Origin of the sequence: Actinoalloteichus caeruleus (assembly GCF_049311605.1) — a bacterium.
Classification (GTDB): Bacteria; Actinomycetota; Actinomycetes; order Mycobacteriales; family Pseudonocardiaceae; genus Actinoalloteichus_B; species Actinoalloteichus_B caeruleus.
This window is the reverse complement of sequence record NZ_CP186005.1, coordinates 5,888,150-5,911,816: the sequence shown is the minus strand read 5'-3', so window position 1 is coordinate 5,911,816 and position 23,667 is coordinate 5,888,150. Positions and strand designations below refer to the sequence as shown.

The window sequence follows — 23,667 nt, the reverse complement described above, 5'->3', positions numbered from 1 at the left end:
CCGCTCGCCTGTCCGCGCGGAACGGCCAGGTCCTAGGCTGCCCAGGTGCCAGCCCGCCGGTCCGTCGATCCCCACGAACTCCGAGCCGCCGTCACGGCCGTCGCGCCCTGGCTGCGCGGCGAGGCTCCCGAACCCGACCGCCGCGTCCTGGGACAGGCGGTCCGGCTCAGCCTCCGCACCCTGGCCGCCGTCGCGCCGGGCGGGGCCATCGAGGTGCGCGTACCCCCCTTCGCCGCCGTCCAGTGCGGGGAGGGGCCGACCCACAGCCGTGGAACGCCGCCCAACGTGGTCGAGACGGACGCCAGGACGTGGCTGGACCTCGCCACCGGCCGTGCGGAGTGGGACGAAGCGGTGGACTCGGGGCGTGTCTCGGCCTCCGGGAACCGCGCTGACCTGCGAGCTTGGCTACCGATGGTGAAACCGGACGAGTAGGTCGGCGACATGCCTGGCTGGCCCAATTCGCGGCTCGCGGTGCGGTGCCGGGAACGAGTCGGCTTACACTCGAAGACGAACGTGGCGATCCCGGGTGGTCCTCCGCGGCGCGTCCCGCGTCCGGCCCCGGGCACGCCGAGGCATCCAACTCCGTTGTGAGGGAGTTTCCGGTGGTCACCCACCAGCCCGCGGCCGCAAGTGGGTCGCCGTGCCGTTCCGAGTCCTCCGCTACCCCCGTCCCGCCGGGCGTGGCCGCCCAGCCAGGCGACGTGGAGCGGGACGTTCCGCACGAGGAGTGCGGGGTCTTCGGTGTCTGGGCTCCCGGCGAGGAGGTGGCGAAGCTCACCTACTACGGCCTGTACGCCCTGCAACACCGGGGTCAGGAGGCGGCCGGCATCGCGGTAGGGGACGGCTCCAAGCTGGTGGTCTACAAGGACCTCGGCCTGGTCAGCCACGTCTTCGACGAGCAGGTGCTCTCCTCGCTGCGGGGTCACGTCGCCGTCGGCCACAACCGGTACTCGACCACCGGCTCCGGCAGCTGGGAGAACGCCCAGCCCACGTTCCGGACCACGGCCACCGGCAGCGGTCTCGCGCTGGGCCACAACGGCAACCTCGTCAACACCGCGGAACTGGTTGAGCGGCTCCGCGAGCTGACCGAGGGCACGGGCGACGGTGACGGGCGGACCGCCCGGCGGCGGGACGGCAACCCCGAGGCCACCACCGACTCGGACGTCGTCTGCGCGTTGCTGGCGGCCGCCGCCGCCGACACCGGGCTGGAGAACGCCGCGCTGGAGCTGCTGCCCGCCCTGCGGGGAGCGTTCTCGCTCGTCTTCTCCGACGAGACCACCCTCTACGCGGCCCGCGACGCCCAGGGCGTCCGACCGCTCTGCCTCGGCCGGCTCGACCGGGGATGGGTCGTCGCCAGCGAGACGGCCGCCCTCGACATCGTGGGCGCGTCCTTCGTGCGCGAGGTCGAACCGGGCGAACTGGTCGCCATCGACGCGGAGGGACTGCGCAGCAGCCGCTTCGCCCCGCCGGAACCCAAGGGCTGCGTCTTCGAGTACGTGTACCTGGCCCGCCCGGACAGCACCATCTCCGGCCGTTCCGTGCACGCGGCCCGGGTCGCCATCGGGCGGCGGCTGGCGATCGAACACCCCGTGGACGCCGACCTGGTCATCCCGGTCCCGGAGTCCGGCACCCCCGCGGCGGTGGGCTACGCGCAGGAGTCGGGCATCCCCTACGGCCAGGGCCTCGTCAAGAACTCCTACGTCGGCCGGACGTTCATCCAGCCTTCCCAGACCATCCGGCAGCTGGGCATCCGGCTCAAGCTGAACCCGCTGCGCGACGTCATCCGGGGCAAGCGCCTCGTGGTGGTCGACGACTCGATCGTGCGGGGCAACACGCAGCGCGCGCTGGTGCGCATGTTGCGCGAGGCCGGCGCCGTCGAGGTGCACGTCAGGATCGCCTCCCCGCCGGTCCGCTGGCCCTGCTTCTACGGCATCGACTTCGCCTCCCCGGCCGAGCTGATCGCGAACGGGATCGACGAGGACGGGATTCGCCGGTCCATCGGAGCCGACTCGCTCGGTTACGTCTCACTGGACGGGCTGATCGCCGCGTCCGAGCAGCCCAGGACCAGGTTGTGCGCCGCGTGCTTCGACGGCGACTACCCGATCCCGCTGCCGGCCGACCGCATGATCGGCAAGTTTCTGCTCGAGGGTCTTGACGGTGGCGCGGAACGCGGAGTGGCCGGTCCCGCGGAGCCAGCACAGCCGCAAGGCAACGGCGCGGCCGACGCGCTACGTCGGCCATGAGTAAGCATCGGTCGTGAACGGACGTCTCACCGCCGATGAGGCGTCGACCTGGGAAAGGTGGATGGCGACCGCGCGCGTGTGACGCCACGGGCCGCCCCGCGAGGGCGATGACCGGGAATCACCGCGCGTAGCGTGGCCGACGAGATTTTGTCAGCAGATGACATGGAGCCAGTTGTGACTGCCCAGCCCGAGATGTCCAGCGCCACCTATGCCGCGGCCGGAGTCAGCATCTCCGCGGGGGACGAAGCCGTGGAACGGTTGAAGCCGTGGGCGGCCAAGGCCACCCGGCCAGAGGTGATGGGGGGCCTCGGGGGGTTCGCGGGCCTGTTCAAGCTGCGCCTCGACCGGTGGCGGGAGCCGGTGATCGCCTCGTCCACCGACGGGGTCGGCACCAAGATCGCCATCGCCCAGGCGCTCGACATCCACGACACGGTGGGCATCGACCTCGTCGCGATGGTGGTCGACGACCTGGTCGTGTGCGGTGCCGAGCCGATGTTCCTCCAGGACTACATCGCCGTCGGCAAGGTCGTGCCGGAGCGGATCGCCGAGCTGGTCAAGGGCATCTCCACGGGGTGCGTCCAGGCGGGGTGCGCGCTGTTGGGCGGTGAGACCGCCGAGCACCCGGGCATGATGGCCGCCACCGACTACGACCTGTCGGCGACCGGCGTCGGGGTCGTGGAGGAGGACGCCCTGCTCGGGCCGGACCGGGTGCGCCCCGGTGACGCCGTGATCGCCCTGGGCTCCTCCGGCCTGCACTCCAACGGGTACTCGCTGGCCCGGCACGTGCTGCTGGACATCGCTCGGGTCCCCCTCTCCGGGCACGTCGAGGAGTTCGGTCGCTCGCTGGGGGAGGAGCTGCTGGAGCCGACCCGCATCTACGCCAAGGACTGCCTGGCGCTGATCGCCGAGACCGAGGTCCGGACCTTCGCGCACGTGACCGGGGGCGGTCTCGCCGGCAACCTCTCTCGGGTGATGCCCGAGGGGCTCACCGCCGTGGTCGACCGGGGCACCTGGACGCCCTCGCCCGTCTTCTCGATGATCCAGCAGCGCGGCAGGGTCGGCCGGGACGAGATGGAGCAGACCTTCAACATGGGGGTCGGCATGGTCGCCGTCGTGGCCGCCGAGGAGGCCGACCGCGCGCTGGCCGTGCTCACCGCCCGGCACGTGCCCGCCTGGGTGGCCGGCGAGGTCCGCCGGACCCCGGACGTGGTCGGGGATGACGAGAACCGGCCAGCGGTCCTGCTGACGGGGGAGCACCCCCGGTTCTGACCGGTGGGCGGGAACGTCCGGCCGAGGCCGGTGCGGTCCCGCCCGGCCACTTCCCCGCACCCGGCGGGTGCCACCGCGTGCGCGGCGGGGCCGTGGGTCGCCGCGTGCGGGTGAGCGCGGGTTGGGAGTTCGTCCGACACCTTCGTGAACTCGTCGCGCACCCCCGGCTGGCCGTGCGCCCACCTGGTGATCAGGGGCCGGAGGCCGTCCAGCGGAGCGCGGGACGAGGTGGGGACGCCCTCGGCCCCTCGTGGGCGGGTGCCCGCGCCAGCCGTCGCGGCCACCTCGGAAGCGGCACCCCGGGGCCCGCGCCGGTGGGCCCCGGGCTCCGTGTCGCCCCCGTCGAGCAGCGCGACGCCGGTCCGCCCGCACCGGCCCCACCGAGGTGAGAACCCACGTACCGGGTTGTTGGGGAGGACCGGCGGTGCGGCGCGCCTGACGGGCCTGGTGGGATGCCCCTCGGCCACCTCGGCCCGCGCAGCGGCCGGACTACCTCGGGCCGCCGGGCACACCACTCGCGAGCGCGCCCGCCGCTCGGAGGGTGGGCCGCGTCAGGCCGCGACCAGACCAGACGCGGAGGCCGACCGATCAGGGACGCGGATCCAGCGGCCTGGCCGCACCGTGGACGGGGAGAGCGGACACCGCCGGTGCGACGTCGTCGGCACGAGAGCCGGCACCCCCAGCCGCCGCGCGCGAGGCGGCGGTGCACCGGACGAGCCCGGCCGTGCCGGAGGCCTGCGAGATCCGGCGGAGCGCGTCGCCGCCGGAACGGCGTGGTGCACCGGACCAGGACAGGCTGGATCGCCGCCGCACCGAAGCCCGGTGGGCGGGCGGCACCGGACCAACTTCGGCAACACGCGCGACAGGACCAGGCTTCTCACCTGGTCCTGTCGCGTGTGGTGCTTGCTGCTCCGGCAAGGCCCCGTAGTACAAGGACCCCGGACCCGTGACGAGACCCGACCGATTCGAGTGGCTGCCACAACACCCCCACGGGGTTCTCACCCCGTCGTTCGGTTGAGCAGTCAACCGAATCAGCGGCGGTATTCGTCGTACCAGTCGTCGTACGAGTCATCGGGTCGGTCGTTGTCCGACCGGTCGCCAGAGGACCCGGTGCCCGACAGCTCGCGCTGTAGGGCATCGAAGTCCGTGGCGGGGGTGTTGTACTTGAGCTCCCGGGCCACCTTTGTCTGCTTGGCCTTCGCTCGGCCGCGCCCCATGGCTCGACCCCCTCGCACAGGAACGGGGCGGCCGGGGGAACGGCGGCCCCGTATCGTCTCGACAGCTTTTCCTGCCCACTACCGTACCGTGACTGCCGGGGTAGATGCGACGTGGCATCCGTTCTACGTGACGCAGTCCCCACCGCCCACCCCCACCGTCCCTGCTCATGACAGGATTTGCTCGTGCCTCGTCCGTTCGTCGCCTACCTCCGGGTGTACGAACCGTTGTCCGCCTTCCACGGGGAGTCACGTTCGGCCGTGGAACGGGCGTTACGGGACGGCCCGCTCGATCCGGGAACCGTGGGCGACTGGGAACGCGAACTGTGGTTGCGTTCACAGACTTCCCAGCCGCGTCGGCTGCTGCCCCTCGACGGCCCTGACGGCGCGGGCCCCGGGCAGCACGTCCCCGGAGTCCTGGTCCTCGATCCGGAGGACGTCGCCGGCTACCCCTCGGTGGAGGTCGGCCCCGGCCCGCTCGTCTGCCCGCAGGACGTCCGCGCCAGGGCGGCGGCCGGTCTGGTCGGGTTCCTCGGCAGCGCGAGCCCCCCGCTGCTGCGCGCCGCCGTCGACGTGCCACCCGAGGTGGCGCGGGCGCGGGCGACCGCGGCGGTCTCCGGGGTGCTTGGCGGCGCCGTCCACGTCGTCACGGCGACCTGGCGCGTCCCGCTGCCGTGGTTCGCCCTGGTCCGGCAGGAGGAGCGCCAGGTGGTGCTGACGCCGCTGGGCGACGCGAACCGGCGGGTGTGTTGGCGGGTGCCGATGGTGCGCGCGTTGGAGCGGGCCGAGGAGGCCCGCCAGCGGCTGGAGGACACGCTCGGCACCGACGGGCCGGCGGCACTGCTCCGGGACACCTCCCGCTGGCTCGACCACTTCGACCCGGGTTCGGCCGTGGAACTCGACTACGGCGGGCTGGTCCAGCTGCTCGACGACGACACCCTCACCGACGACACCTCGGCGGCCGACGTCCAGGAGGCGCTCGCCGCGCTCGGCGGCGAGAACCCGGAGGAGGTCGCCATCCGGTACGAGAAGCTGCGGGACTTCTGGACCGAGGTGGCCACCCGCGAACGGCTCAACTGAGGACGCCAGGGAGCAGCCGCACCGAGCCGACCCGGCGGCCGCCGCCCTCGACGGGCACCTCCGCGAGTTCCGCCAGTTCCGGGGTCCAGGTCACCCCCAACGCGCGAAGCGCGCCCACTCCGACGGGCTGCCGGGCGCGGGACGCCCCGTCGTCGATCTTGAGGGCGGCGACCCGGCCGTCCGGCAGCGCCAGCGCCCACGCCCCCTCCGCGCCGATCTTGCACAACAACCCCGGGACCGCCGACATCAGCAGGGTGTCCTCGCGGCCGGTTCCGGCCACCAACCGGGGGTGAGCGCGCATCGCGTGCGCGATCCGCGCCTCCTGGCTGCCCGCCGGCGCGGTGACGAGCCGGGCGTAGGCGCGGGCCAGTCCGGTGAGGGACAGCGTGAACAGGGGCGCGCCGCACCCGTCGACCCCGGGCGGCCCCGGCTCCTCACCGGTCAACTCGGCGATGGTCTCGGACACCGCCGCCGTCAGCGGGTGCTCGGCGGACAGGTAGTCCTCGGTCGGCCACCCGTTGCGCACGCAGGTGGCCAGCATCGCGGCGTGCTTGCCGGAGCAGTTCATCGTCACCGCCGCCGGCCCGCCGCCCGCCGCCAGCACCCGGTTCCTGGCCGAGGGGAACAACGGGAGGTCCGGTGGGCACCGCAGCGCGGCCTCGGTCAACCCGTAGGTGGCCAGCAACCCCCGGACCCGGGCCACGTGGTCGGGCTCGCCGCTGTGCGAGGCGCACGACAGCGCGAGGTCCGCGTCCGAGAGGGGGGCGAAACCGGCGCGCAGCAGGGCGAGCGCCTGGAAGGGCTTGTTGGCCGACCGGGGCGAGACCGGGGCCAGGACCTCCCCGAGGCAACCGGCATCCCGCCCGTCCGCGTCCAGCAACGCCACCGAGCCGTGGTGGACGCTCTCCCGAAAACCTGACCTGACGACCTCTACGAGGGGCACGCTCATCACGGGGATGCTACGGACCGCCCCCCACCGGGCCCGTCACTCGGTCAGGACCGCGACCAGCGCCCCGTGTTCGGGGGCCGCTCAGCCGGGCTCCTGACCGGGGGTGTGCCGTTCCCTGGCGAGCAGTTCGTCGACCGAGGCCCTGCCCTCCCGGTACCTGCGCGCGATCTCCTCGTTCAGGGTGTCCACCACGGTCTGCACCTGGCGCCGGCGCAGGGACACCGACTCCTCCTCCGCCGAGTAGCCCTCGGCGGCCTCCGCCAGCTTCTCGTCCGGCAGCGAGGTGACGTCCGAGAGGTCCACGTCGGACACCAGCGCCTCGACGTGGCGCCGGTGGGACTCCGCCCTGGAGGGCTCCGGGTTCTGGTAACGCCCGGAGCCCGTCGCCGGGCCGATCGCGTTGCGGGACAGGATCAGGGCGAGCTGTTCCACCACGGACGCGGAACCGCCCTCGGCGCGTCGCCGCTGCTCGGCCACCACGATGTCGATGCGCGCGTGCAGCAACCGGCGCAGGTACGACAGGTCCGTCTCCTCCTGCGCCGCCTCGTCCCGCAGGTCACGAACCTCCGCCAGGGACCTGTCACGAACGCCGGTCAGGTAGTCGGGGGCCAGTACGCGGTCGATCCTCCTGCGCCCACCGGGTCGTACCTCGATCATGTCGACACCTTCAGCCTCATCGTCGTGCCCACCCAAGTCCGATGCGGTGTTCGCCCGTGGGGCCGCTCGCCGTCCGGTGCGCCCACGGTTCAGTCGCCGTCCACGGCGCGTACTCCGAGGAACTCGCGCGCCGCCGTGGGGGAGAGCGGGGGGCGCTGCGCGATCCTGGCCAGGCCGGCCGCCCTGGCCACCAGTTGCGCATTGTTCCGCACCCGCTCCCCGGCGGCATAGGACAGTGTTCCCTGCATACCCACCCGGAGGTGCCCGCCGACAGCGAGGGCGGCCAGCATCACCGGCAGCCCCACCCGCCCGAGCCCCATCACGGACAGGCTCGCTCCCGGCGGGAGCAGCCTGGCCGCCGCCACGACGGTGTCCGCGTCGCCGGGCATCCCACCGGGGAGCCCCATCACCAGGTTGACGTGGACCCGTCCCACCGGTGGACCGTGCTCGGCCAGCAGGCGGCGCAGGGCCGCGAGGTGCCCCAGGTCGTACGCCTCGTACTCGGGGACGATCTCGCGGTCCCGCATCCGGCGGTGGCACTCGACCACGAAGGGCCAGCGGTTGACGAGGACGTCGTCGCCCACGTTGACGGACCCGAGGGGGCAGGACGCCATGTCCGGCATCGCCTCGAGCACCCGGAGCCGCTCGTCCTCGCCGACCGCGCCGACGGCGGCGGTCGCGAGCTGGACCACCAGTGCCGTCTCCGCGCGGAGCGCGGAGACGGTGTCGATCAGCCGACCCAGGTCCAGGGACGGTTCACCTCCCGGGGCCCGCACGTGCACGTGCGCCCTGCTGGCCCCGACCCGCTCGCAGTCCCGCGCCGTCGCCACCAGTTCGTCCAGGGACACCGGCAGGTTCGGCACCTCGGCGGGGCGGTGGACCGAACCGGTCGGGGCGACCGTGATGATCGTGCCGGGCTCGGGCGGTCGCGCCGTCGGAGAAGCCATTCCGGAATCTTGGCACAGGCGGCGGAACGCGATCGAGAAGCCGCCCATCAAGATCAAATCCCCCGGGTCGGGGGCCGTCGCCCGGCGAACGGCTCAGCCCCGCAGGCGCTGCGCCGCGATCCGCCCGGGCGGATCGCCGGCCTCCGGCGGCACCGAGTCCGGATCCACCGCCGCGGCGACCTCGCGTTCGGGGATCCCGGCGGTGAGCTCACGTTCGACCGGAACCGACCGCTTGACCAGGGCCAGCGCGATCGTCCCCAACTCGTGGTGCCGGACGACGGTACCGACCCGGCCGACCGACCTGCCCTCCGAGCTGACCGGGTCGCCGGGCTCGGGCAGCAGTTCCGGCGTCCCGTCGAGGTGCAGCAGCAGCAGACGGCGGGGCGGACGGCCCACGTTGTGCACCTTCGACACGGTTTCCTGGCCCCGGTAGCAGCCCTTGGCGACGTGCGCTGCCCCCCCGATCCAGCCCAGCTCGTGCGGGATGCTCCTGCCGTCGGTGTCCAACCCGGCCCTGGGGCGGAGCGCCGCGACCCGCAGCGACTCGTACGCCCAGCTGCCCGCGGGGCGCGCGCCGAGCTCGACGAGACGACGCCACCAGTCGAGCAGCTCGCCACGCGGCACGAGCAGGTCGGCCGTCGGACCGGTGCGCCAGCCCACGACCCGGACCAGGCCACCTCCCGGGAGGGCGGCGACCGGGGTCAGGTTCGGGTCGGACAGCGGGGCCGGGGTGGAACCGAGGACGCCCTCCAGGATCGTGGGGACCGCTGGCCCGACCACGGACAGCACCGCGTACTCGTCGCTGGCGTCCCTCGGCTCCACCTTCGACCAGAACCGCATCTCCTCCAGGTACTGGAGCACCGGCTGGTTGGCCTGCTGGCGGGCCCCGGTCACGGTGCTGCCGGGGTCGGTGTCCATCCACACGCAGCCGTCGAGGTGGGCCAGCACCAGGTGGGTCTCGACCCGCCCCTGGCTGTCGAGGATGAGCGCCTCGGTCCCCGCCCCGTCGGGCAGTTCGGTGACGTGCTGGGAGATCAGCAGGTGCAGCCAGCTGAGCCGCTCCTCGCCGGGAACGGCGATGACCTGCCGGTGGGAGCGGTCCACCACGACGGCACCGGTCTCCGCGGCCCGCTGCTCGACGAAGGGATCGCCGAAGTGCCAGGGCACCGCGCTGTCCGGCGAATCGTCCGGGGCCGGCACCGCCTTCGGCAGCTCCAGCAGGGGGGAGCGGTAGGTGGTCGAGGACCCGCTGGTCGGGTCTGCCATGAGTTCAGTCCTCCGATTCGGTGGCCGCGAGCCCGTCGGGCACCGGAAGCCCCGGCGCGGGTTCGGTCGGGCCGTCGGCACGGCGGCGTTCCCGACGAACCGCACCGGGTGGGCTGGTTGGTCCCACGAGGCCCACCCGCCCGATGGTAACCACCTCCGGGACGGGCCCGGGGAGTTCGGCTGGCCGTTCCCACCGCCCACCGGGTGCGGCCACCGAGGTCGTATCGTCTGTGCCCATGACCGTGCTGGCGCTGTTGGACGGAACGATCGTCGACCACACCGCCCCCCTGCTGCGAGCGGACGACCTGGGTCCGCTGCGCGGGGACGGCGTCTTCGAGACGATCCTGGTCGTCGACGGCCGGCCCCGTGAGCTGGGTCCCCACCTGGAGCGGCTGGCCCGGTCGGCGGCGCTCCTCGACCTCTCCCCGCCGCCCAGGGCCGACTGGGAGCGAGGCGTCGAGGCGGTGCTGGGCGCGTGGCGCGAGCCGGGGGAGATGGCCCTCAGGCTCGTGTGCACCCGGGGCGTCGAGGGCGGCGACGGCACACCGACCGCCTGGGCGATGGGCACCGCCGTCTCGCCGGAGGTGCTGCGCAGGCGGGAGCAGGGCGTCTCCGTGATCACCCTGGACCGGGGGTACGCCCCCGACCTGGTGGAGCGGGCGCCGTGGCTGCTGCTGGGCGCGAAGACGCTCTCCTACGCCGTCAACATGGCCGCGCTCCGGGAGGCGGCCCGTCGGGACGCCGACGAGGTCGTCTTCGTCGCGACGGACGGGAGCGTGTTGGAGGGGCCCACGTCCACGGTCGTGCTGGCGGAGGGGCGCCACCTGCGGACCCCGCCGCCGGACAGCGGCATCCTCGTCGGCACGACCCAGCTGGCCCTGTTCCGGGCGGCGGAACGCGCCGGGTTCACGACCAGCGTCGAGCCGGTCGGCGTGGACGAGCTGGCGGGCGCCGACGGTCTCTGGCTCGTGTCGAGCGTCCGGCAGTTGACCCAGGTCAGGACGCTGGACGGGCGGGAACTGCCGGACACGGGGACGCGGGCGGCGCTGCACTCCGAGCTCACCGACCTGCTCGCCTCGGAGTACCGGGTGTGAGACCGGGAGAGCGCCCTCCCCGACCGCGTCCGGACACCCGGTGCCCCTCGTGGGGGTGATCGGGCCGGGCGGGCGGGGCACCGGGCGCCGGTGGGCGCCCGGCCGCCTCGACGTCGGGGGACCCCGTCAGCCGACGACGCGGCGCAGGCGCGCCGAGATGTGCGGCTGGGGCGGCTGACCGGCCAACGACCGCTCCTCGACGTAGGCGAGGTCACCGTCCTCGACGATGCCGTACAGCCGCTGCGCCGAGCTGACCTCCTCGGCGGACGCGGTCCGCGCCACGGTGTCGGTCGTCAGCTCCCAGGAGGTCTGGTTGTGCTGCCGCCCGTAGAAGATCTCCGCCACACCACCGGAGTGGGTCAACAGCAGTTCGATGGTGTCGTCCGGCTGCGGACGCCACCAGCCGACCTCCCGGGCACCCGGTCCGATCAGCTCGCCGTCCTGGTCCAACAGCCAGGAACGCGCCTCGTAGTAGAGGAACGGTCGCCCGTCGTGGGCGAAGGTCACCTGCTGGCGGTACTGGTAGGGCTCGTCGAGCGACGGGTGCTCCGCGACGCCGTCGCCGCGCCACACGCCGACCAGCGGCAGCAGGGACAGGCAGGCGTCGTTCAGGTTGGGTCCGAGCCGGAGGTTCGCGGTGTCCGGAGTCGACGGGAGGTCGTCGAACTCGGGGATGTTCCGGTCCCGTGTGCTCGCGGCGCGCTCATCGGCCCTGCGCACCGCCTCGTCGCCACTGCGGGTCCCTGGCTCGTCTGGCGTCGACATAGCTACTTCAGCAATCCCGGGTCAGCGCTGGTCGGAGTACAGCCGGTAGATGACGTACACGGCGAACCACAGTACGAGCACCGTGGCGAGCCCCAGCAGACCGGTGAAGAACCATTCCCATCCCACGTGCCGAGCATACCCATGAGGTCGTCGGCCACGACGGGAACCGTGGGCGAGGTCGCGGTGGACCAGGCCCGTGGCGGGGCCGGCGCCGCCGGGAACCCCGGCGTGGCGCCGGCCGCCGCGATCAGGTCAGGACGACGTCCGTGCGGTGGACGCCGACACCGTCGGCGGTGACCAGTGCCTCGCCGGTCCCCGAGCGGTGCAGGGCCCGCACCCGCCAGGAACCCGGGGCGGCGTAGAAGCGGAAGTCGCCGCTACCGGCGGAGACGACCTCGGCCGTGAACTCGCCTCCGCTGTCGAGCAGCCGGACGTACGCGCCACCCACCGGCTCGGACCCGGCCAACACCCGCCCGGTGACGACGACCTGGTCCCCGCTGTCCCGAGTCGGCTCGGCCGACTGCGGGGGAGCTCCGCAACCCTCCATCGTCAGGACACCTCCGAGGGGTTCGAGACGGGGACCCCGACCAGCGAGCCGTACTCCGTCCAGGAGCCGTCGTAGTTCTTCACGTCCTGGTGGCCGAGCAACTCCCGCAGCACGAACCAGCTGTGGGAGGAGCGTTCGCCGATCCGGCAGTAGGCGATGGTCGGCCGGGAGCCGTCCAGCCCGGCCTCCTCGTACAACGCCCTCAGTTCCTCGTCGGACTTGAAGGTCCCGTCCTCGTTGGCCGCCTTGCTCCAGGGCACGTTGATCGCGCTGGGGATGTGGCCGGCCCGCTGGGCCGCCTCCTGCGGCAGGTGAGCCGGCGCCAGCAACCTGCCGGCGAACTCGTCGGGGGAGCGGACGTCGACGAGGTTCTTCACGTTGATCGCGTCGACGACCTCGTCGCGGAACGCCCGCAGCGAGAGGTCCTGTTCTGAGGCGGTGTAGGTGGTCGCCTCCCGGACCGGGACCTCCTTGGTCAGCTCCCGCCCGTCCAGCTCCCACTTCTTGCGGCCGCCGTCGAGCAGCCGCACGTCCCGGTGCCCGTAGAGCGTGAAGTACCAGTAGGCGTACGCGGCGAACCAGTTGTTGTTGCCCCCGTAGAGCACGACGGTGTCGCTGTTCGCGATGCCCTTCTCGGACAGGAGCTTCTCGAACCCGGACCGGTCCACGAAGTCGCGTCGGACGTGGTCCTGGAGCTCCTCCCGCCAGTCCAGCCGGACGGCGCCGGGGATGTGACCACCGTCGTAGGCGGTGGTGTCCTCGTCCACCTCGGCGAACACGACCCCCTCGGTGTTCAGGTTCCGTTCGGCCCATTCGGTCGAGACCAGGACTTTCTCGCGGCTCATCTGGCGGCTCCTCGGTTGTTCGGTGGGTGTCAGGGGCTGTCGGTCATGGGGTGCCCGGTCGGCTCGGTGCGCGTGCTCCTCGTGACGACGACGCGCCGGACCAGCGCGTGCAGCTCGCACCCGAGGCAGAGACCGAACACGGCGTTGAGCAGGGCCGCGGCCAGGGCGACGGCGGTGGCGACGACTCCGAGCAGCGTGAGTCCGCTCGCGTAGCCGACCAACCCGAGCAGGGAGAAGGCGAAGCCCACCCCCTGGGCGAACCGGACCGGACCGCTGTCCTCCCGGTCCGCTTCCGACCGCAGCCGTGGCTGGATGGTCCTCCGGTAGAGATGCCCCCACGGGTTGAGCCGAAGACTCACGAACGCGCACATCGCGAACAGCACCACCTGCGCGGCCAGCAGGCGCCAGCTCCCGGTGAGCAGGACGATTCCCAGGACCACACTGGTGATCAGGGCGGAGAACCGCGCACCGCGCGGGTCGACGGTCTGCTCAACGGACATGCTGGCCCTCCTGACGGTGAGAAGACATCTCGGCGAAGTCCGTCAGGGGCGGTGGGGGACGACCCGCGCGCGGCGGACACGGCGTGGCCGGTCGGGCCACCTCTCGTATCGCGCGGCTGGGCTGCTGCTACCGCCCGGTCAGCAGGTGCGACACAGGCTGCTCGCGACGCGGCACAGGTCAACCGCCCGTCGCTTGGTCAGCAGCAGTACATGCACGTGTCCGAGATTACCCGAACGCCCGGGGCGCGGGAAGGCTTCCCACCATCCGAAACGGCCGTCCACGCGCCGGTTGTCAGAACCACCGGGAGCCCCGGGCCAGCGGCGGGCTCCCACCAGCCCGGTGTTCGACGGGTCCGAAGAGGAGCCGTGCCGGGTGCTCGGGTGGGTCAGGTCGGGCCAGCGGCGGGAGGAGGGGGCGCCAGCAGGGGAGCCAACGCCTCGGCGAGCGCCTCCCCCTTCGGGACACCGGCGAAGCGGAAGGCCTCGGTGCCGTCGGCCCGCAGCACGAGAGTGGTCGGTGTCCGGCTGACCCGGAGCCGTTCTCCGACCTCCGGTGCGCTGCCCAGGTCGAGCTCGGTGTGGCGCAGCCCGGGGGTCGACCGGGCGAGGCGCGCCAGCACGACCCTGGTGTGCCGGCATGGGGCGCAGAAGGTGCTGGAGAGCTGGACGAGGGCCACGGTGGCCGGGCGACCATCCTCCTCGGGCTCGGCGAGCAGCCGGGCGGCCAGCTCACGGACGCGTTCCGGCGGGCCTGTCACCGTTTCCACTCCCTTCCGAGGCACGCGGGGCCGGCCCTGCCACGCCCGGTGGGCCATCCCCAACCCCCCGGCGCCGACCAGGGCCGCCAGCAGCCCGACGAGTCCCGAGTCCAGCGCCGCTCACCCGTTCCGGATCACCACGTCGGTGGCGGAGCCCGCCACCAGCAGCGCCCCGCTCTCCACCCGCACGGCGGTGGGCGTGACGTCGAGCGGGAGGTTGCCAGCCTCCACCGTCGTGCTGAACGAACCCAGCAGGGACTGCTGGAGCTGGGGTGCGAGCTCCACGGGGCCCGTGCCGCCGGGATCGACCGCCAGCCGGCTCGGGGAGATCGCCACCTGGGTGCCGCCGGTGAGCGAGATGGTCCCGATCACCGAGACCTCCACCTGCTCGCCGGCCAGGTCGATGGACCCGGTCAGCTGCACGGCGGCAGTGGTGGCGTCACTGGCCGTGGCGGCCCCGTCGCCGGCCTCGTCGCCCCCCTCGGCAGCCTCCTCGACCTCCTCGGGGGGAGCGGGTTCGATCCGCAGGTCGGGGATGCCGATCACCCGGCCGAGGTCGCTGGCCCGGAGGCGGACCCGGCCCTCGACCTCGTCGATGCGCACCTCCTGGAGGGAGCCGCCGATGACGTCGGACAGCGAGAGCCGCACGTGGCGGAGGGTGGCCTCGACACCCACGTCCCGCAGCTCACCGACCGGGACCCCGTTCGCCGAGACCTGGACGTCCCGGAAGTCGCCCGCCGCCGCCTGGGTGAGGAACGGGAAGCCGTTCACCCGCACCTCGGGGTCGTCCGCGAGGCCGAGGACGTTGCGGAGCCGGTTGGACACCTGGTACTCGGCGGCGGCCGCCGCGCCGAAGTCGGCGACCACGAGGAGCCCGGCCAGGATGACGATCGCGATGACTAACTTCTTCAACCGGACATTCCCGTCTTGATGAGGTGGCGGTGGCGAGTCGGGGGAACCGCGTGGTCGAGCAGCCACTCGGCGACCCGGTCGGCGACGGCGGGGGTCATGCCGCCCTCGCCGTGGCCCATGTCCCGTTCGAGCCACAACTCGCCGTGTTCCCCGGCGGCGTCGTGCAGCGCCACGGCGTGGTCGGTGGGCAGGTAGTGGTCCCGTTCTCCGTGCAGGAGCAGCAGCGGGGTCGGTGCGACCCGGTCCGCGACCTCGACAGGGGAGAGCGGGATCTCCCGCCATGGAGCGCCGAGTCGGACCCCCAGCGACCTGGCCACCAGCCGCCCGGCCGGCTGCTCCAGCAGCCAGTGCACGCGGCGCATGGGAGCGGTCTCCCGGACCCACCAGCGAGCGGGACCGCTCACCGCGCAGACGGCCTGGGGGCGGTGGGCGGGGTCGCTCAGCGCGGTGTGCCGGAGCACCACGGCGGCGCCGAGGGAGAACCCGAGTGTCGCGACGTGCCGGAACCCGCAGTTGCGGGCGAACTCCACCGCGGCGGCGATGTCCAGGACCTCCCGGTCGCCCACGCTCGTGGCGCCGCCGGACCGGCCGTGCCCGCGGAAGTCGAAGGCGAAGACCGCCGCGCGCCTGGCGAGCCGGCGCAGGAGGCGGTCCATCGCCGGGGTGGCGCTGTGGTTGGTGAATCCGTGCGCGACCACGATGGCGGTGTCGGGGCGGCCGGGGGCCGGGCAGCCGACCGAGGGACCGGGCAGGTGTACGCCACGTAACCGCACGCCGTCGCTCGTCACGGCTGTGACATGCGCGGTCAGCTCTCGTTTCGGGCGGGTCACAGTGCTTATACTCCCTCATGTTCGGAGGGCAACGAGGCCTGGTACGCCGGTCGTGACGTTGCTCGCCGTGGCCGGCACGAAGGGAGGCCACGGCATGGCTGGTTTCGAGATTCTGCTCCTCACCTCCGCCCCGAATCCGCACGCCGTCCTACCGGCGCTGTCCCTGCTGCCGCACTGGGTGCAGGTCGCTCCCCCGGAGCCCACCACGCTCATCGACCGCAGGTCCAGCGATCTCATCCTGGTGGACGCCACCACCGACCTGGCCGAGGCGCGACGGCTCTGCGCCCTGCTCGAAGGGGCTGGATCCGAGACCCCGGTCGTGGCGATCGTCGGTGAGGGGGGCCTGGTCGCCCTCACCGAGGAGTGGGGCGTCGCGGACTTCCTCCTCCCCACCGCCGGGCCGGCCGAGGTCGAGGCGCGGCTCCGCCTGGTCCGAGGTCGAGGCGGACGTCAGCGGGACGGTGACGGCGACGTCGTCGCGTTCGGTGACCTCGTCATCGAGGAGGCCACCTACACGGCCAGGCTGCGTGGTCGGGCGCTCGAACTGACCTACAAGGAGTTCGAGCTGCTCAAGTACCTCGCGCAGCACGCGGGCCGCGTCTTCACCAGGGCCCAGCTGCTCCAGGAGGTCTGGGGTTACGACTTCTTCGGTGGAGCGCGCACCGTCGACGTGCACGTGCGGCGGCTGCGGGCGAAGCTCGGACCCGAGCACGAGCAGCTCATCGGGACCGTCCGCAACGTCGGGTACAAGTTCGTGCGCCTGGGTTCGGCGCGCGCGGCCAGGGGCGCGGAGGTCGACTCCACGCCGGAGTCGGGGGCCCGGCCGGAGCGTGGCGCGGTGCCAGTCGGACGGGGCGCTCGCTAGCCCGCCGGCGACGGTTACCGTGGAGTCGTGCTGACTGTGACCTGGCGCAACGGCCTGTCCGCCGGAACCGTGGCCGAGGTGGATGCCCTGCTCGACGCGGCGACGGCCGCCGACGGGGTGGCACCGGTGTCCGATCAGGTGCTGCGCCGACTGCGCGAGCGGAGCCCCGCCGCCGAGCAGGTGGAGCGGGTCCAGGGCGACCTCGCCGGCTCGGAGCACTTCGTCGCCCGCCTGGCCGGGGGAGAGCTGGCCGGGTACGCGTTCCTCGACACCGAGGGCGACTCCGAGGGGCGCGCCGTCGCCGAACTGGTCGTGCACCCCGAACACCGGGGTTCCGGGGTCGGCTCGGAGCTGGTCCGTGCGCTCCTCGAGCGGATGGGCCTGCCCGTGACCCAGGAGGGCGAACCCGGCGACACGCTGCGCGTGTGGTCCCACAGCGGGCACCCGGCGGCGGCGCGGCTCGCGGCCCGCTTCGGTTTCCGGGAGGCCCGCCAGCTCTGGCGGATGTGGGCGAAGCTGGCGCCGACCTTGCCGGAGCCCCGCTGGCCGGAGGGGGTCGAGGTGCGCTCCTTCGTCCCGGGGCGGGACGAGGAGGACGTGGTCGAGGTCAACCGCCTCGCCTTCGCCTGGCACCCGGAGCAGGGCTCGTTGAGCGTCGCCGACCTGCGCGGCCAGCAGGAGGAGGCGTGGTTCGACCCGGCGGGGTTCCTGCTCGCCGTTGACGGCGAGGGCGGGGTGCTGGGTTTCCACTGGACGAAGGTGCACCAGGGCGACCAGCCGCACGGCGAGGTCTATGTGCTCGGCGTGCACCCGGAGGCCCAGGGCACCGGTCTTGGCACGGCGCTGACCCTGGCGGGGCTGCGCCACCTCGCCGGCCAGGGGCTCGATGACGTGCTGCTCTACGTCGAGGGTGACAACGGGGCAGCCATCCGGGTGTACGAGAAGCTGGGCTTCACCCACCGCGAGACCGATGTTCAGTTCTCCCGGTGAGCTGCTGCGGCGGCAACTACCGAACGTGATGCACAAGTCGCCTGATAGGCGGGGTTGTTCCTGCCCCGAGGGGCCTCTTGTCGCGCGGAATCGTGACTCGCAGCGACTTGTTCACCTTTCGTTCACCTTCCCCCCAGGAGTAGGCCACCAGCACTGCCTACCGTCCTCATCGGCGGCAAACCGCTGCCCAGAGGGAAATCTCCGGTTCTGGAGGATCACGTGAAGACCAAGCGGCACCTCACCGCGTTGGGCCTGGCCGCCGCTAGCGCTCTGCTGCTCTCGGCCTGCGGTACCGACGACAACAGTGCCAGCCGTGGTGACGACGCGCAGGGGGGCAACGGCGGCACCAGCGGCGAGTGCGCTGGCCAGGAGAACATCCAGGCCGAGGGTGCGTCCTCCCAGGCCAACGCGATGGACGAGTTCAGCGTCGTCTACCAGGAAGAGTGCGCGGGCTTCTCCATCGACTACAACCCCACCGGTTCCGGTGCGGGCATCAAGCAGTTCAACGCGGGTCAGGTCGACTTCGCCGGTTCCGACTCGCCCCTGAAGGACGAGGAGATCACCGCCGCGACGGACCGGTGCGAGGGCGCGGTCCCGCTGCACCTGCCGATGGTCTTCGGCCCGGTCGCGATCGCCTACAACCTCCCGGGTGTGGACGACCTGGTGCTGGACGGCGAGACCATCGCCCAGATCTTCAACGGGACCATCACGTCCTGGAACGACGACGCCATCGCCGCGCTGAACGAGGGCGTGGACCTCCCGGACCAGGAGATCCTCCCGATCTTCCGCAGTGACGAGTCCGGCACCACCGAGAACTTCCAGCAGTACCTGGAGGCCGCGGCCGGTGACGCCTGGACCTCCGGCGGGGGCAAGTCCTTCACCGGCGGCGTCGGTGACGGCCGGGCCAAGTCCGACGGTGTCGCCAGCGGCGTCGCCAGCACCGAGGGCTCCGTCACCTACGTCGAGGTGTCCTTCGCGCACAGCAACGACCTGAGCATCGCCCAGATCGACAACGGTTCCGGCGCGGTCGAGCTGAACGACGAGAGCACCGGGGCCGCGATCACCAACGCCTCGCTCGCCGGCGACGGCGCCGACATGGTCATCGACCTCGACTCGGTGTACGGGACCCAGACCGAGGGCGCCTACCCGCTGGTCATGGCGACCTACCAGATCGTGTGCTCGGAGTACCCCGAGAGCGAGACGGCGGAGGCCGTGAAGTCCTTCCTGCGGGTCGCGGCCACCACCGGCCAGGAGAACCTCTCCACCCTCGGGTACGTGCCGCTGCCCGACGAGTTCCAGGAGCAGCTGCTGGACTCCGTCGAGACCATTTCGTGACCAGGGCGCCTGCCGTGTTCCCCCGCGCGGGACACTGGGTCAGCAGTAAGTGAGCGGCTTGACGCCCCACCCAGCGTGGGGCGTCACCGGCTTTTCCGGAGGGTCCCATCAGCAACGCAACCGAAACCACCAACACTGGCAGTGGCGCGGAGCCGCCAGCGGCCGGTTCCGCCGGTCGGGGTGGCACGGTCCGGCGTCCCGGCGACCGCGTGTTCCGGGGCCTCGCGCTCGGCTCCGGCGGCTTCGTGGTGGCGCTCATCGCCGCGATCGGGATCTTCCTGCTGCTCCAGGCGCTCCCCTCGCTCCAGGCCAACCAGGTCTCCTTCCTCACCAGCGGTGAGTGGACCACCGGGGACCCGAACGACATGCGGTTCGGCATCCTCTACCTGCTCTGGGTGACGGTCGCCACCGCCGCCTTCGCGCTGGTGCTGGCGATGCCGGTGGCGTTGGGCATCGCGCTGTTCCTCACCCAGTACGCGCCAAGGGCCCTGGCCCGGGTCTTCGCCTACATCATCGACCTGCTCGCCGCGGTGCCCTCGATCATCTTCGGCCTGTGGGGGCTCCAGGTGCTCGGCCCGGCGCTCGTCCCGACCGCCGAGTGGCTGAACACCAACCTCGGTTGGTTCCCGCTGTTCTCCGACGGCAACGTCTCCATCCGTGGCGGCGGCACGATCTTCACGGCCGGCATCGTCCTCGCGGTCATGATCCTGCCGATCATCACCGCCATCACGCGCGAGATCTTCGAGCGGACACCCAAGGACCAGATCGAGGGCGCGCTCGCGCTCGGCGCGACCCGGTGGGAGGTCATCAGGACCACCGTGCTGCCCTTCGGGCGCGCCGGGTACGTCAGCGGTTCGATGTTGGGCCTCGGCCGGGCGCTCGGTGAGACCGTCGCCCTCTACCTGATCCTCTCGGGGGCCTCCGGGAGGGCCCCGGAGCTGTCCCTGTTCGACGGGGACGCCACCATCGCGTCGAAGATCGCCAACGATGCCGCCGAGTTCAACAACGAGATCTCCGCCGGGGCCTACATCGCCGCCGGGTTGGTGCTCTTCGTGCTCACCTTCGTGGTGAACGCGCTGGCTCGCTGGATCACCACCAGCCGGACGGGGAAGTGAGAGAAGTGAGCACCGAACTCGAACTGGAACGCCCCGCCCAGCCCCCGTCGTTCCAGGGCATCAGCACCGGACGCAAGGCGAAGAACCTCGCGGCCACGGTGATGGTGTCGCTGTGCTTCGTCGTGGCGGTCATCCCCCTGGTCTGGGTGCTGTGGACCGTGGCGAGCCGGGGCATGGAGAGCCTGCTCCGAGCCGACTGGTGGAGCCACTCCCTCTCGGGAGTCCGGGCGAACGAGGACCTCGGTGGCGCGTACCACGCCATCTACGGCACCATCGCGCAGGGACTCGTCACCGCCGTGATCGCCGTGCCCATCGGCATCCTGGTCGGCATCTACCTGGTGGAGTACGGGGCCGGAACCCGCTTCGCCCGGGTGACGACCTTCACGGTGGACATCCTCACCGGCGTGCCGTCCATCGTCGCCGCGCTGTTCGTGTACTCGGTCTGGATCAGCATCTTCGGGTTCTCCCGCAGCGCGTTCGCGAACTGCCTCGCGTTGCTGCTGCTGATGATCCCGATGGTCGTGCGCAGCACCGAGGAGATGCTGCGGGTGGTGCCCAACGAGTTGCGGGAGGCCTCCTACGCCCTGGGCATCCCCAAGTGGAAGACGATCGTCAAGGTCGTCATCCCGACGGCCCTCTCCGGTATCGTCACCGGCGTCATGCTGGGCGTCGCGCGGATCATGGGTGAGACCGCTCCCGCGCTGATCCTGATGGCCTACTCGGCGCGGATCAACATGGACATCTTCGAGGGCAGCATGGCCAACCTGCCGCTGTTGATGGTCAAGGAGTTCACCAACCCGGAGGCCGCCGGCTTCAACCGGACCTGGGGAGCCGCGCTCACCCTCATCCTGATCATCATGCTCTTCAATCTCGCCGCCACCCTCGTGTCGAGGCTGTCCGCGGTCAAGACCAAGTAGTCGGGACGTAATCACGATGGCCAAGCGCATTGACGTCAAGGACCTGAACATCTACTACGGCAAGTTCCACGCCGTGGAGAACGTGACGCTCTCGGTGCCGCCGCGCAGCGTCACGGCGTTCATCGGCCCCTCGGGGTGCGGGAAGTCGACCGTGCTCCGTTCGCTGAACCGGATGCACGAGGTGATCCCCGGCGCGCGGGTCGACGGCAGCGTCCTGCTCGACGGCGCCGACATCTACGGCGCCGGCGTGGACCCGGTCGAGGTACGCCGCACCATCGGCATGGTCTTCCAGCGGCCCAACCCGTTCCCGACCATGTCCATCCGCGACAACGTTGTGGCCGGGCTGCGGCTCGCGGGGACGAAGAACCGCCAGCAGCTCGACGAGGTCTGTGAGCGGTCGCTGCGTGGCGCGAACCTCTGGGAGGAGGTCAAGGACCGGATGAACAAGCCCGGTGGTGGGCTGTCCGGCGGACAGCAGCAGCGGCTCTGCATCGCCAGGGCCATCGCCGTCCAACCGGACGTGCTGCTCATGGACGAGCCCTGCTCGGCTCTCGACCCGATCTCCACCCTGGCCATCGAGGACCTGATCACCGAGCTCAAGCAGGACTTCACGATCGTCATCGTCACCCACAACATGCAGCAGGCCGCGCGGGTCAGTGACCAGACCGCCTTCTTCAACCTGCACGGGGTGGGGCAGCCGGGCCGTTTGGTCGAGATCGACGAGACCAGCAGGATCTTCTCCAACCCCAGCCAGCGGGCCACCGAGGACTACATCTCCGGCCGCTTCGGCTGATCCGACCCGGTCGAGGCGGTCCGCCCGCCGCCGGCGGGACGGTGGGCCTCAACCCCCGATCCCGTCGGCGACCCCGGCGATCAGCCTGATCGAGTCCCTGGGGTCGAGGGCCAGTTTCTCCAGCTGGTCGAGGGCCGTCGCGTACCGCCGGGTCTGCGCAGGCTTGTCCAGGAAGGTGCAGGCGGCCGAGTTCTGGAGGAAGACCACGGCGGGGTTGGCGGGGTCCGGCAACTCGACGTAGGTCACGTTGTCACCGAGCAGGGGGTGCTCGCCGGCGCTGAACGGCAGCACGCGGACCGTGACGTTCCGGCGGTAGGACACCAGCACCAGGTGTTCGAGCTGGGCCCGCAGGACCCCGGGGCCGCCGACGAAGCGGCGCAGCGCACCCTCGTCGATCACCACCCGCAGGTCGAGGGGCTCCGGCGCGGCCAGCCGTTCCTGGCGCCGCTGCTGCACGCGCAACAGCCGCCCGGTCGCGCAGCCCGGGTCGGCGCCCGCCGCCATGCTGCACCGGGCGTACTCCTCGGTCTGGAGCAGGCTGGGCACCACGTCGGAGTGGAAGGACCGGAGCGCCGTCGCCCCGGCCTCCAACCCGATGTAGGTGTCGAAGCCGGGCTGGAGGATCTTCCCGTACTCCTGCCACCAGCCAACCCGCTTCGACTCGCTCGCCAGGGTGCGCAGGCGCTCGAACTCGTCCGCCGCCGCGCCGTAGAACTCGAGCATGAGCCGGACGTCGGAGGTGCGGACGGGGACCTTGCCCAGCTCGATCTGGCTGATCTTGCCCTGGGAGCAGTCGAGGTGGGCGGCGACCTCGCGGTGGGTCTTACCAGCCGCCTCGCGGAGGCCGCGGAGTTCCGTGCCAAGCCGGCGTCTGTCCAGCGTCGGATTACCGCCCACGAGTCCCCCTCGAAGTCACCCGACAAGATCCCAGCGACCCGAGTCAGCATCGCACACGGTTCACGCGGGCGGCGGAACAAAACGCCGGGGACGGCGGTACCCCGTGCTCGCAGCCGCTGCTACTAACAGCGCGCGGCCGCTGGGCCTCAGTCGTTGGTGGGGTGCGGCGGCTCGCCCGTCACGACGAAGATCACCCGACGGGCGACCGAGACGGCGTGGTCGGCGAACCGCTCGTAGAAGCGGCCCAGCAGGGTGATGTCCACTGCCGCGGGCAGGCCGTGCGGCCAGCTCTGCTGCATCAGCACGGTGAAGAGGTGCCGGTGCAGGTCGTCCATCTCGTCGTCGGCCTCCTCGAGCTGGCGCGCCAGGCTGATGTTCCTGGTCCTGATGACCTGCTCGGCCTGCTTGGCGAGTTCGACGGCGACGCGGCCCATCTCCACGAAGTAGGGGCGGACCTCGTCCGGCAGCACGGGCTGCGGGTGGCGGCGGCGAGCGGCCTTCGCGACGTGCAGCGCGAGGTCACCCATCCGCTCCAGGCTCTCGGCCGCGTGGATCGCGCTGATGACGTTGCGCAGGTCGCCCGCCACCGGAGCCTGGAGGGCGAGCAGCGCGAAGGCGTGCTCCTCGCAGTCCGACCTCGCCTCGTCGATCTTCGCGTCGTCGCCGATCACCTGCTCGGCGAGCGTGAGGTCCGCGTCCAGCAGTGCTTTGGTGGCGAGCTCGATCGCCGTGGCATCCATCTCACACATGCGGGCGAGCGCGTCCGCGAGCTGGTCAAGCTGGTCCTGGTAGGCCTCACGCATGCACCCACCATACGTAATCGGAGTGCCGCACACGGAATGCGCGGGTGAACGAGCGATGAACCTCCTCCGATCGGCC

The 23,667-nt window shown here is 71.9% G+C and carries 26 protein-coding genes; 11 read left to right on the top strand and 15 right to left on the bottom strand.

Going from position 1 to position 23,667, the window contains the following annotated elements:
- Positions 1-45: 45 nt before the first annotated feature.
- The 3 genes from ACOJVX_RS24530 to purM all read left to right on the top strand — a co-directional run bounded on the left by ACOJVX_RS24530 (position 46) and on the right by purM (position 3,512).
- Positions 46-432, top strand: coding sequence for a sterol carrier family protein (locus ACOJVX_RS24530; protein ID WP_026419690.1), 387 nt, complete (start codon positions 46-48; stop codon positions 430-432).
- A 269-nt stretch (positions 433-701) separates the two neighbouring features.
- Positions 702-2,243, top strand: a complete 1,542-nt coding sequence (purF, locus tag ACOJVX_RS24525; RefSeq protein WP_103057034.1) for an amidophosphoribosyltransferase — start codon at positions 702-704, stop codon at positions 2,241-2,243.
- A gap of 162 nt (positions 2,244-2,405) precedes the next feature.
- A complete protein-coding gene (gene purM, locus ACOJVX_RS24520) occupies positions 2,406-3,512 on the top strand; it encodes a phosphoribosylformylglycinamidine cyclo-ligase (RefSeq protein ID WP_372492986.1) in 1,107 nt (368 codons plus the stop codon).
- A gap of 1,031 nt (positions 3,513-4,543) precedes the next feature.
- On the opposite strand, the gene ACOJVX_RS24515 is transcribed toward purM, so the two are convergent.
- Positions 4,544-4,729, bottom strand: coding sequence for a DUF3073 domain-containing protein (locus ACOJVX_RS24515; protein WP_026419687.1), 186 nt, complete (start codon positions 4,727-4,729; stop codon positions 4,544-4,546).
- Positions 4,730-4,912: 183 nt separating this feature from the next.
- Between ACOJVX_RS24515 and ACOJVX_RS24510 the strand changes: the two genes are divergently transcribed.
- Complete coding sequence (locus tag ACOJVX_RS24510; protein WP_026419686.1) at positions 4,913-5,806, top strand: hypothetical protein; 894 nt, start codon at positions 4,913-4,915, stop codon at positions 5,804-5,806.
- Here ACOJVX_RS24510 and ACOJVX_RS24505 read toward each other — a convergent pair.
- The 4 genes from ACOJVX_RS24505 to ACOJVX_RS24490 all read right to left on the bottom strand — a co-directional run bounded on the left by ACOJVX_RS24505 (position 5,799) and on the right by ACOJVX_RS24490 (position 9,625).
- On the bottom strand, positions 5,799-6,755 hold the full coding sequence (locus tag ACOJVX_RS24505) for an asparaginase (RefSeq protein WP_418153936.1): 957 nt from the start codon (positions 6,753-6,755) through the stop codon (positions 5,799-5,801). The two genes, ACOJVX_RS24510 and ACOJVX_RS24505, sit on opposite strands and share 8 nt — an antisense overlap.
- Before the next feature lie 81 nt (positions 6,756-6,836).
- On the bottom strand, positions 6,837-7,412 hold the full coding sequence (locus tag ACOJVX_RS24500) for a hypothetical protein (protein WP_026419684.1): 576 nt from the start codon (positions 7,410-7,412) through the stop codon (positions 6,837-6,839).
- 89 nt (positions 7,413-7,501) lie between these two features.
- Positions 7,502-8,359 (bottom strand): 3-keto-5-aminohexanoate cleavage protein, encoded by an 858-nt coding sequence (locus ACOJVX_RS24495; protein ID WP_026419683.1) that lies wholly within the window; start codon positions 8,357-8,359, stop codon positions 7,502-7,504.
- Positions 8,360-8,452: 93 nt separating this feature from the next.
- Positions 8,453-9,625 (bottom strand): YgfZ/GcvT domain-containing protein, encoded by a 1,173-nt coding sequence (locus ACOJVX_RS24490; RefSeq protein ID WP_030104613.1) that lies wholly within the window; start codon positions 9,623-9,625, stop codon positions 8,453-8,455.
- A gap of 236 nt (positions 9,626-9,861) precedes the next feature.
- On the opposite strand from ACOJVX_RS24490, the gene ACOJVX_RS24485 reads away from it, so the two are divergent.
- Complete coding sequence (locus ACOJVX_RS24485) at positions 9,862-10,719, top strand: aminodeoxychorismate lyase (protein ID WP_030104611.1); 858 nt, start codon at positions 9,862-9,864, stop codon at positions 10,717-10,719.
- 126 nt (positions 10,720-10,845) lie between these two features.
- Here ACOJVX_RS24485 and ACOJVX_RS24480 read toward each other — a convergent pair whose 3' ends face one another.
- The 8 genes from ACOJVX_RS24480 to ACOJVX_RS24445 all read right to left on the bottom strand — a co-directional run bounded on the left by ACOJVX_RS24480 (position 10,846) and on the right by ACOJVX_RS24445 (position 15,819).
- Positions 10,846-11,484: an FABP family protein gene (locus ACOJVX_RS24480; RefSeq protein WP_418155812.1), complete on the bottom strand. Its 639-nt coding sequence runs from the start codon at positions 11,482-11,484 to the stop codon at positions 10,846-10,848.
- A gap of 247 nt (positions 11,485-11,731) precedes the next feature.
- Entirely contained in the window at positions 11,732-12,031 is a 300-nt protein-coding gene (locus ACOJVX_RS24475; protein WP_030104610.1) for a DUF1416 domain-containing protein, read from the bottom strand.
- Positions 12,032-12,033: 2 nt separating this feature from the next.
- Positions 12,034-12,876: a sulfurtransferase gene (locus tag ACOJVX_RS24470; protein WP_103055938.1), complete on the bottom strand. Its 843-nt coding sequence runs from the start codon at positions 12,874-12,876 to the stop codon at positions 12,034-12,036.
- A 29-nt stretch (positions 12,877-12,905) separates the two neighbouring features.
- Entirely contained in the window at positions 12,906-13,376 is a 471-nt protein-coding gene (locus tag ACOJVX_RS24465) for a DUF4395 domain-containing protein (protein ID WP_026419677.1), read from the bottom strand.
- A gap of 138 nt (positions 13,377-13,514) precedes the next feature.
- On the bottom strand, positions 13,515-13,592 hold the full coding sequence (locus tag ACOJVX_RS24460) for a putative leader peptide (RefSeq protein ID WP_417853639.1): 78 nt from the start codon (positions 13,590-13,592) through the stop codon (positions 13,515-13,517).
- A 170-nt stretch (positions 13,593-13,762) separates the two neighbouring features.
- Positions 13,763-14,134, bottom strand: a complete 372-nt coding sequence (locus ACOJVX_RS24455; protein ID WP_051314167.1) for a thioredoxin family protein — start codon at positions 14,132-14,134, stop codon at positions 13,763-13,765.
- A gap of 120 nt (positions 14,135-14,254) precedes the next feature.
- Complete coding sequence (locus tag ACOJVX_RS24450) at positions 14,255-15,046, bottom strand: LmeA family phospholipid-binding protein (RefSeq protein ID WP_026419675.1); 792 nt, start codon at positions 15,044-15,046, stop codon at positions 14,255-14,257.
- Entirely contained in the window at positions 15,043-15,819 is a 777-nt protein-coding gene (locus tag ACOJVX_RS24445) for an alpha/beta hydrolase (RefSeq protein ID WP_418155814.1), read from the bottom strand. The genes ACOJVX_RS24450 and ACOJVX_RS24445 overlap by 4 nt, the downstream gene beginning before the upstream one ends.
- A 151-nt stretch (positions 15,820-15,970) precedes the next feature.
- On the opposite strand from ACOJVX_RS24445, the gene ACOJVX_RS24440 reads away from it, so the two are divergent.
- The 6 genes from ACOJVX_RS24440 to pstB all read left to right on the top strand — a co-directional run bounded on the left by ACOJVX_RS24440 (position 15,971) and on the right by pstB (position 21,891).
- Positions 15,971-16,741, top strand: a complete 771-nt coding sequence (locus ACOJVX_RS24440; protein WP_051314186.1) for a winged helix-turn-helix transcriptional regulator — start codon at positions 15,971-15,973, stop codon at positions 16,739-16,741.
- A 27-nt stretch (positions 16,742-16,768) separates the two neighbouring features.
- A complete protein-coding gene (mshD, locus tag ACOJVX_RS24435) occupies positions 16,769-17,731 on the top strand; it encodes a mycothiol synthase (protein WP_422647112.1) in 963 nt (320 codons plus the stop codon).
- 219 nt (positions 17,732-17,950) lie between these two features.
- Positions 17,951-19,066 (top strand): phosphate ABC transporter substrate-binding protein PstS, encoded by a 1,116-nt coding sequence (gene pstS, locus ACOJVX_RS24430; protein WP_030104605.1) that lies wholly within the window; start codon positions 17,951-17,953, stop codon positions 19,064-19,066.
- A gap of 209 nt (positions 19,067-19,275) precedes the next feature.
- Positions 19,276-20,181: a phosphate ABC transporter permease subunit PstC gene (gene pstC, locus ACOJVX_RS24425; RefSeq protein ID WP_035273710.1), complete on the top strand. Its 906-nt coding sequence runs from the start codon at positions 19,276-19,278 to the stop codon at positions 20,179-20,181.
- Between the two features lie 5 nt (positions 20,182-20,186).
- A complete protein-coding gene (pstA, locus tag ACOJVX_RS24420) occupies positions 20,187-21,098 on the top strand; it encodes a phosphate ABC transporter permease PstA (protein WP_026419672.1) in 912 nt (303 codons plus the stop codon).
- A gap of 16 nt (positions 21,099-21,114) precedes the next feature.
- On the top strand, positions 21,115-21,891 hold the full coding sequence (pstB, locus tag ACOJVX_RS24415; RefSeq protein ID WP_422647111.1) for a phosphate ABC transporter ATP-binding protein PstB: 777 nt from the start codon (positions 21,115-21,117) through the stop codon (positions 21,889-21,891).
- A gap of 48 nt (positions 21,892-21,939) precedes the next feature.
- Here pstB and ACOJVX_RS24410 read toward each other — a convergent pair whose 3' ends face one another.
- Together ACOJVX_RS24410 and phoU are read right to left on the bottom strand one after the other, a co-directional pair.
- On the bottom strand, positions 21,940-22,788 hold the full coding sequence (locus ACOJVX_RS24410) for a helix-turn-helix domain-containing protein (RefSeq protein ID WP_245588873.1): 849 nt from the start codon (positions 22,786-22,788) through the stop codon (positions 21,940-21,942).
- Between the two features lie 146 nt (positions 22,789-22,934).
- A complete protein-coding gene (phoU, locus tag ACOJVX_RS24405; protein WP_026419669.1) occupies positions 22,935-23,591 on the bottom strand; it encodes a phosphate signaling complex protein PhoU in 657 nt (218 codons plus the stop codon).
- Positions 23,592-23,667 lie beyond the last annotated feature (76 nt).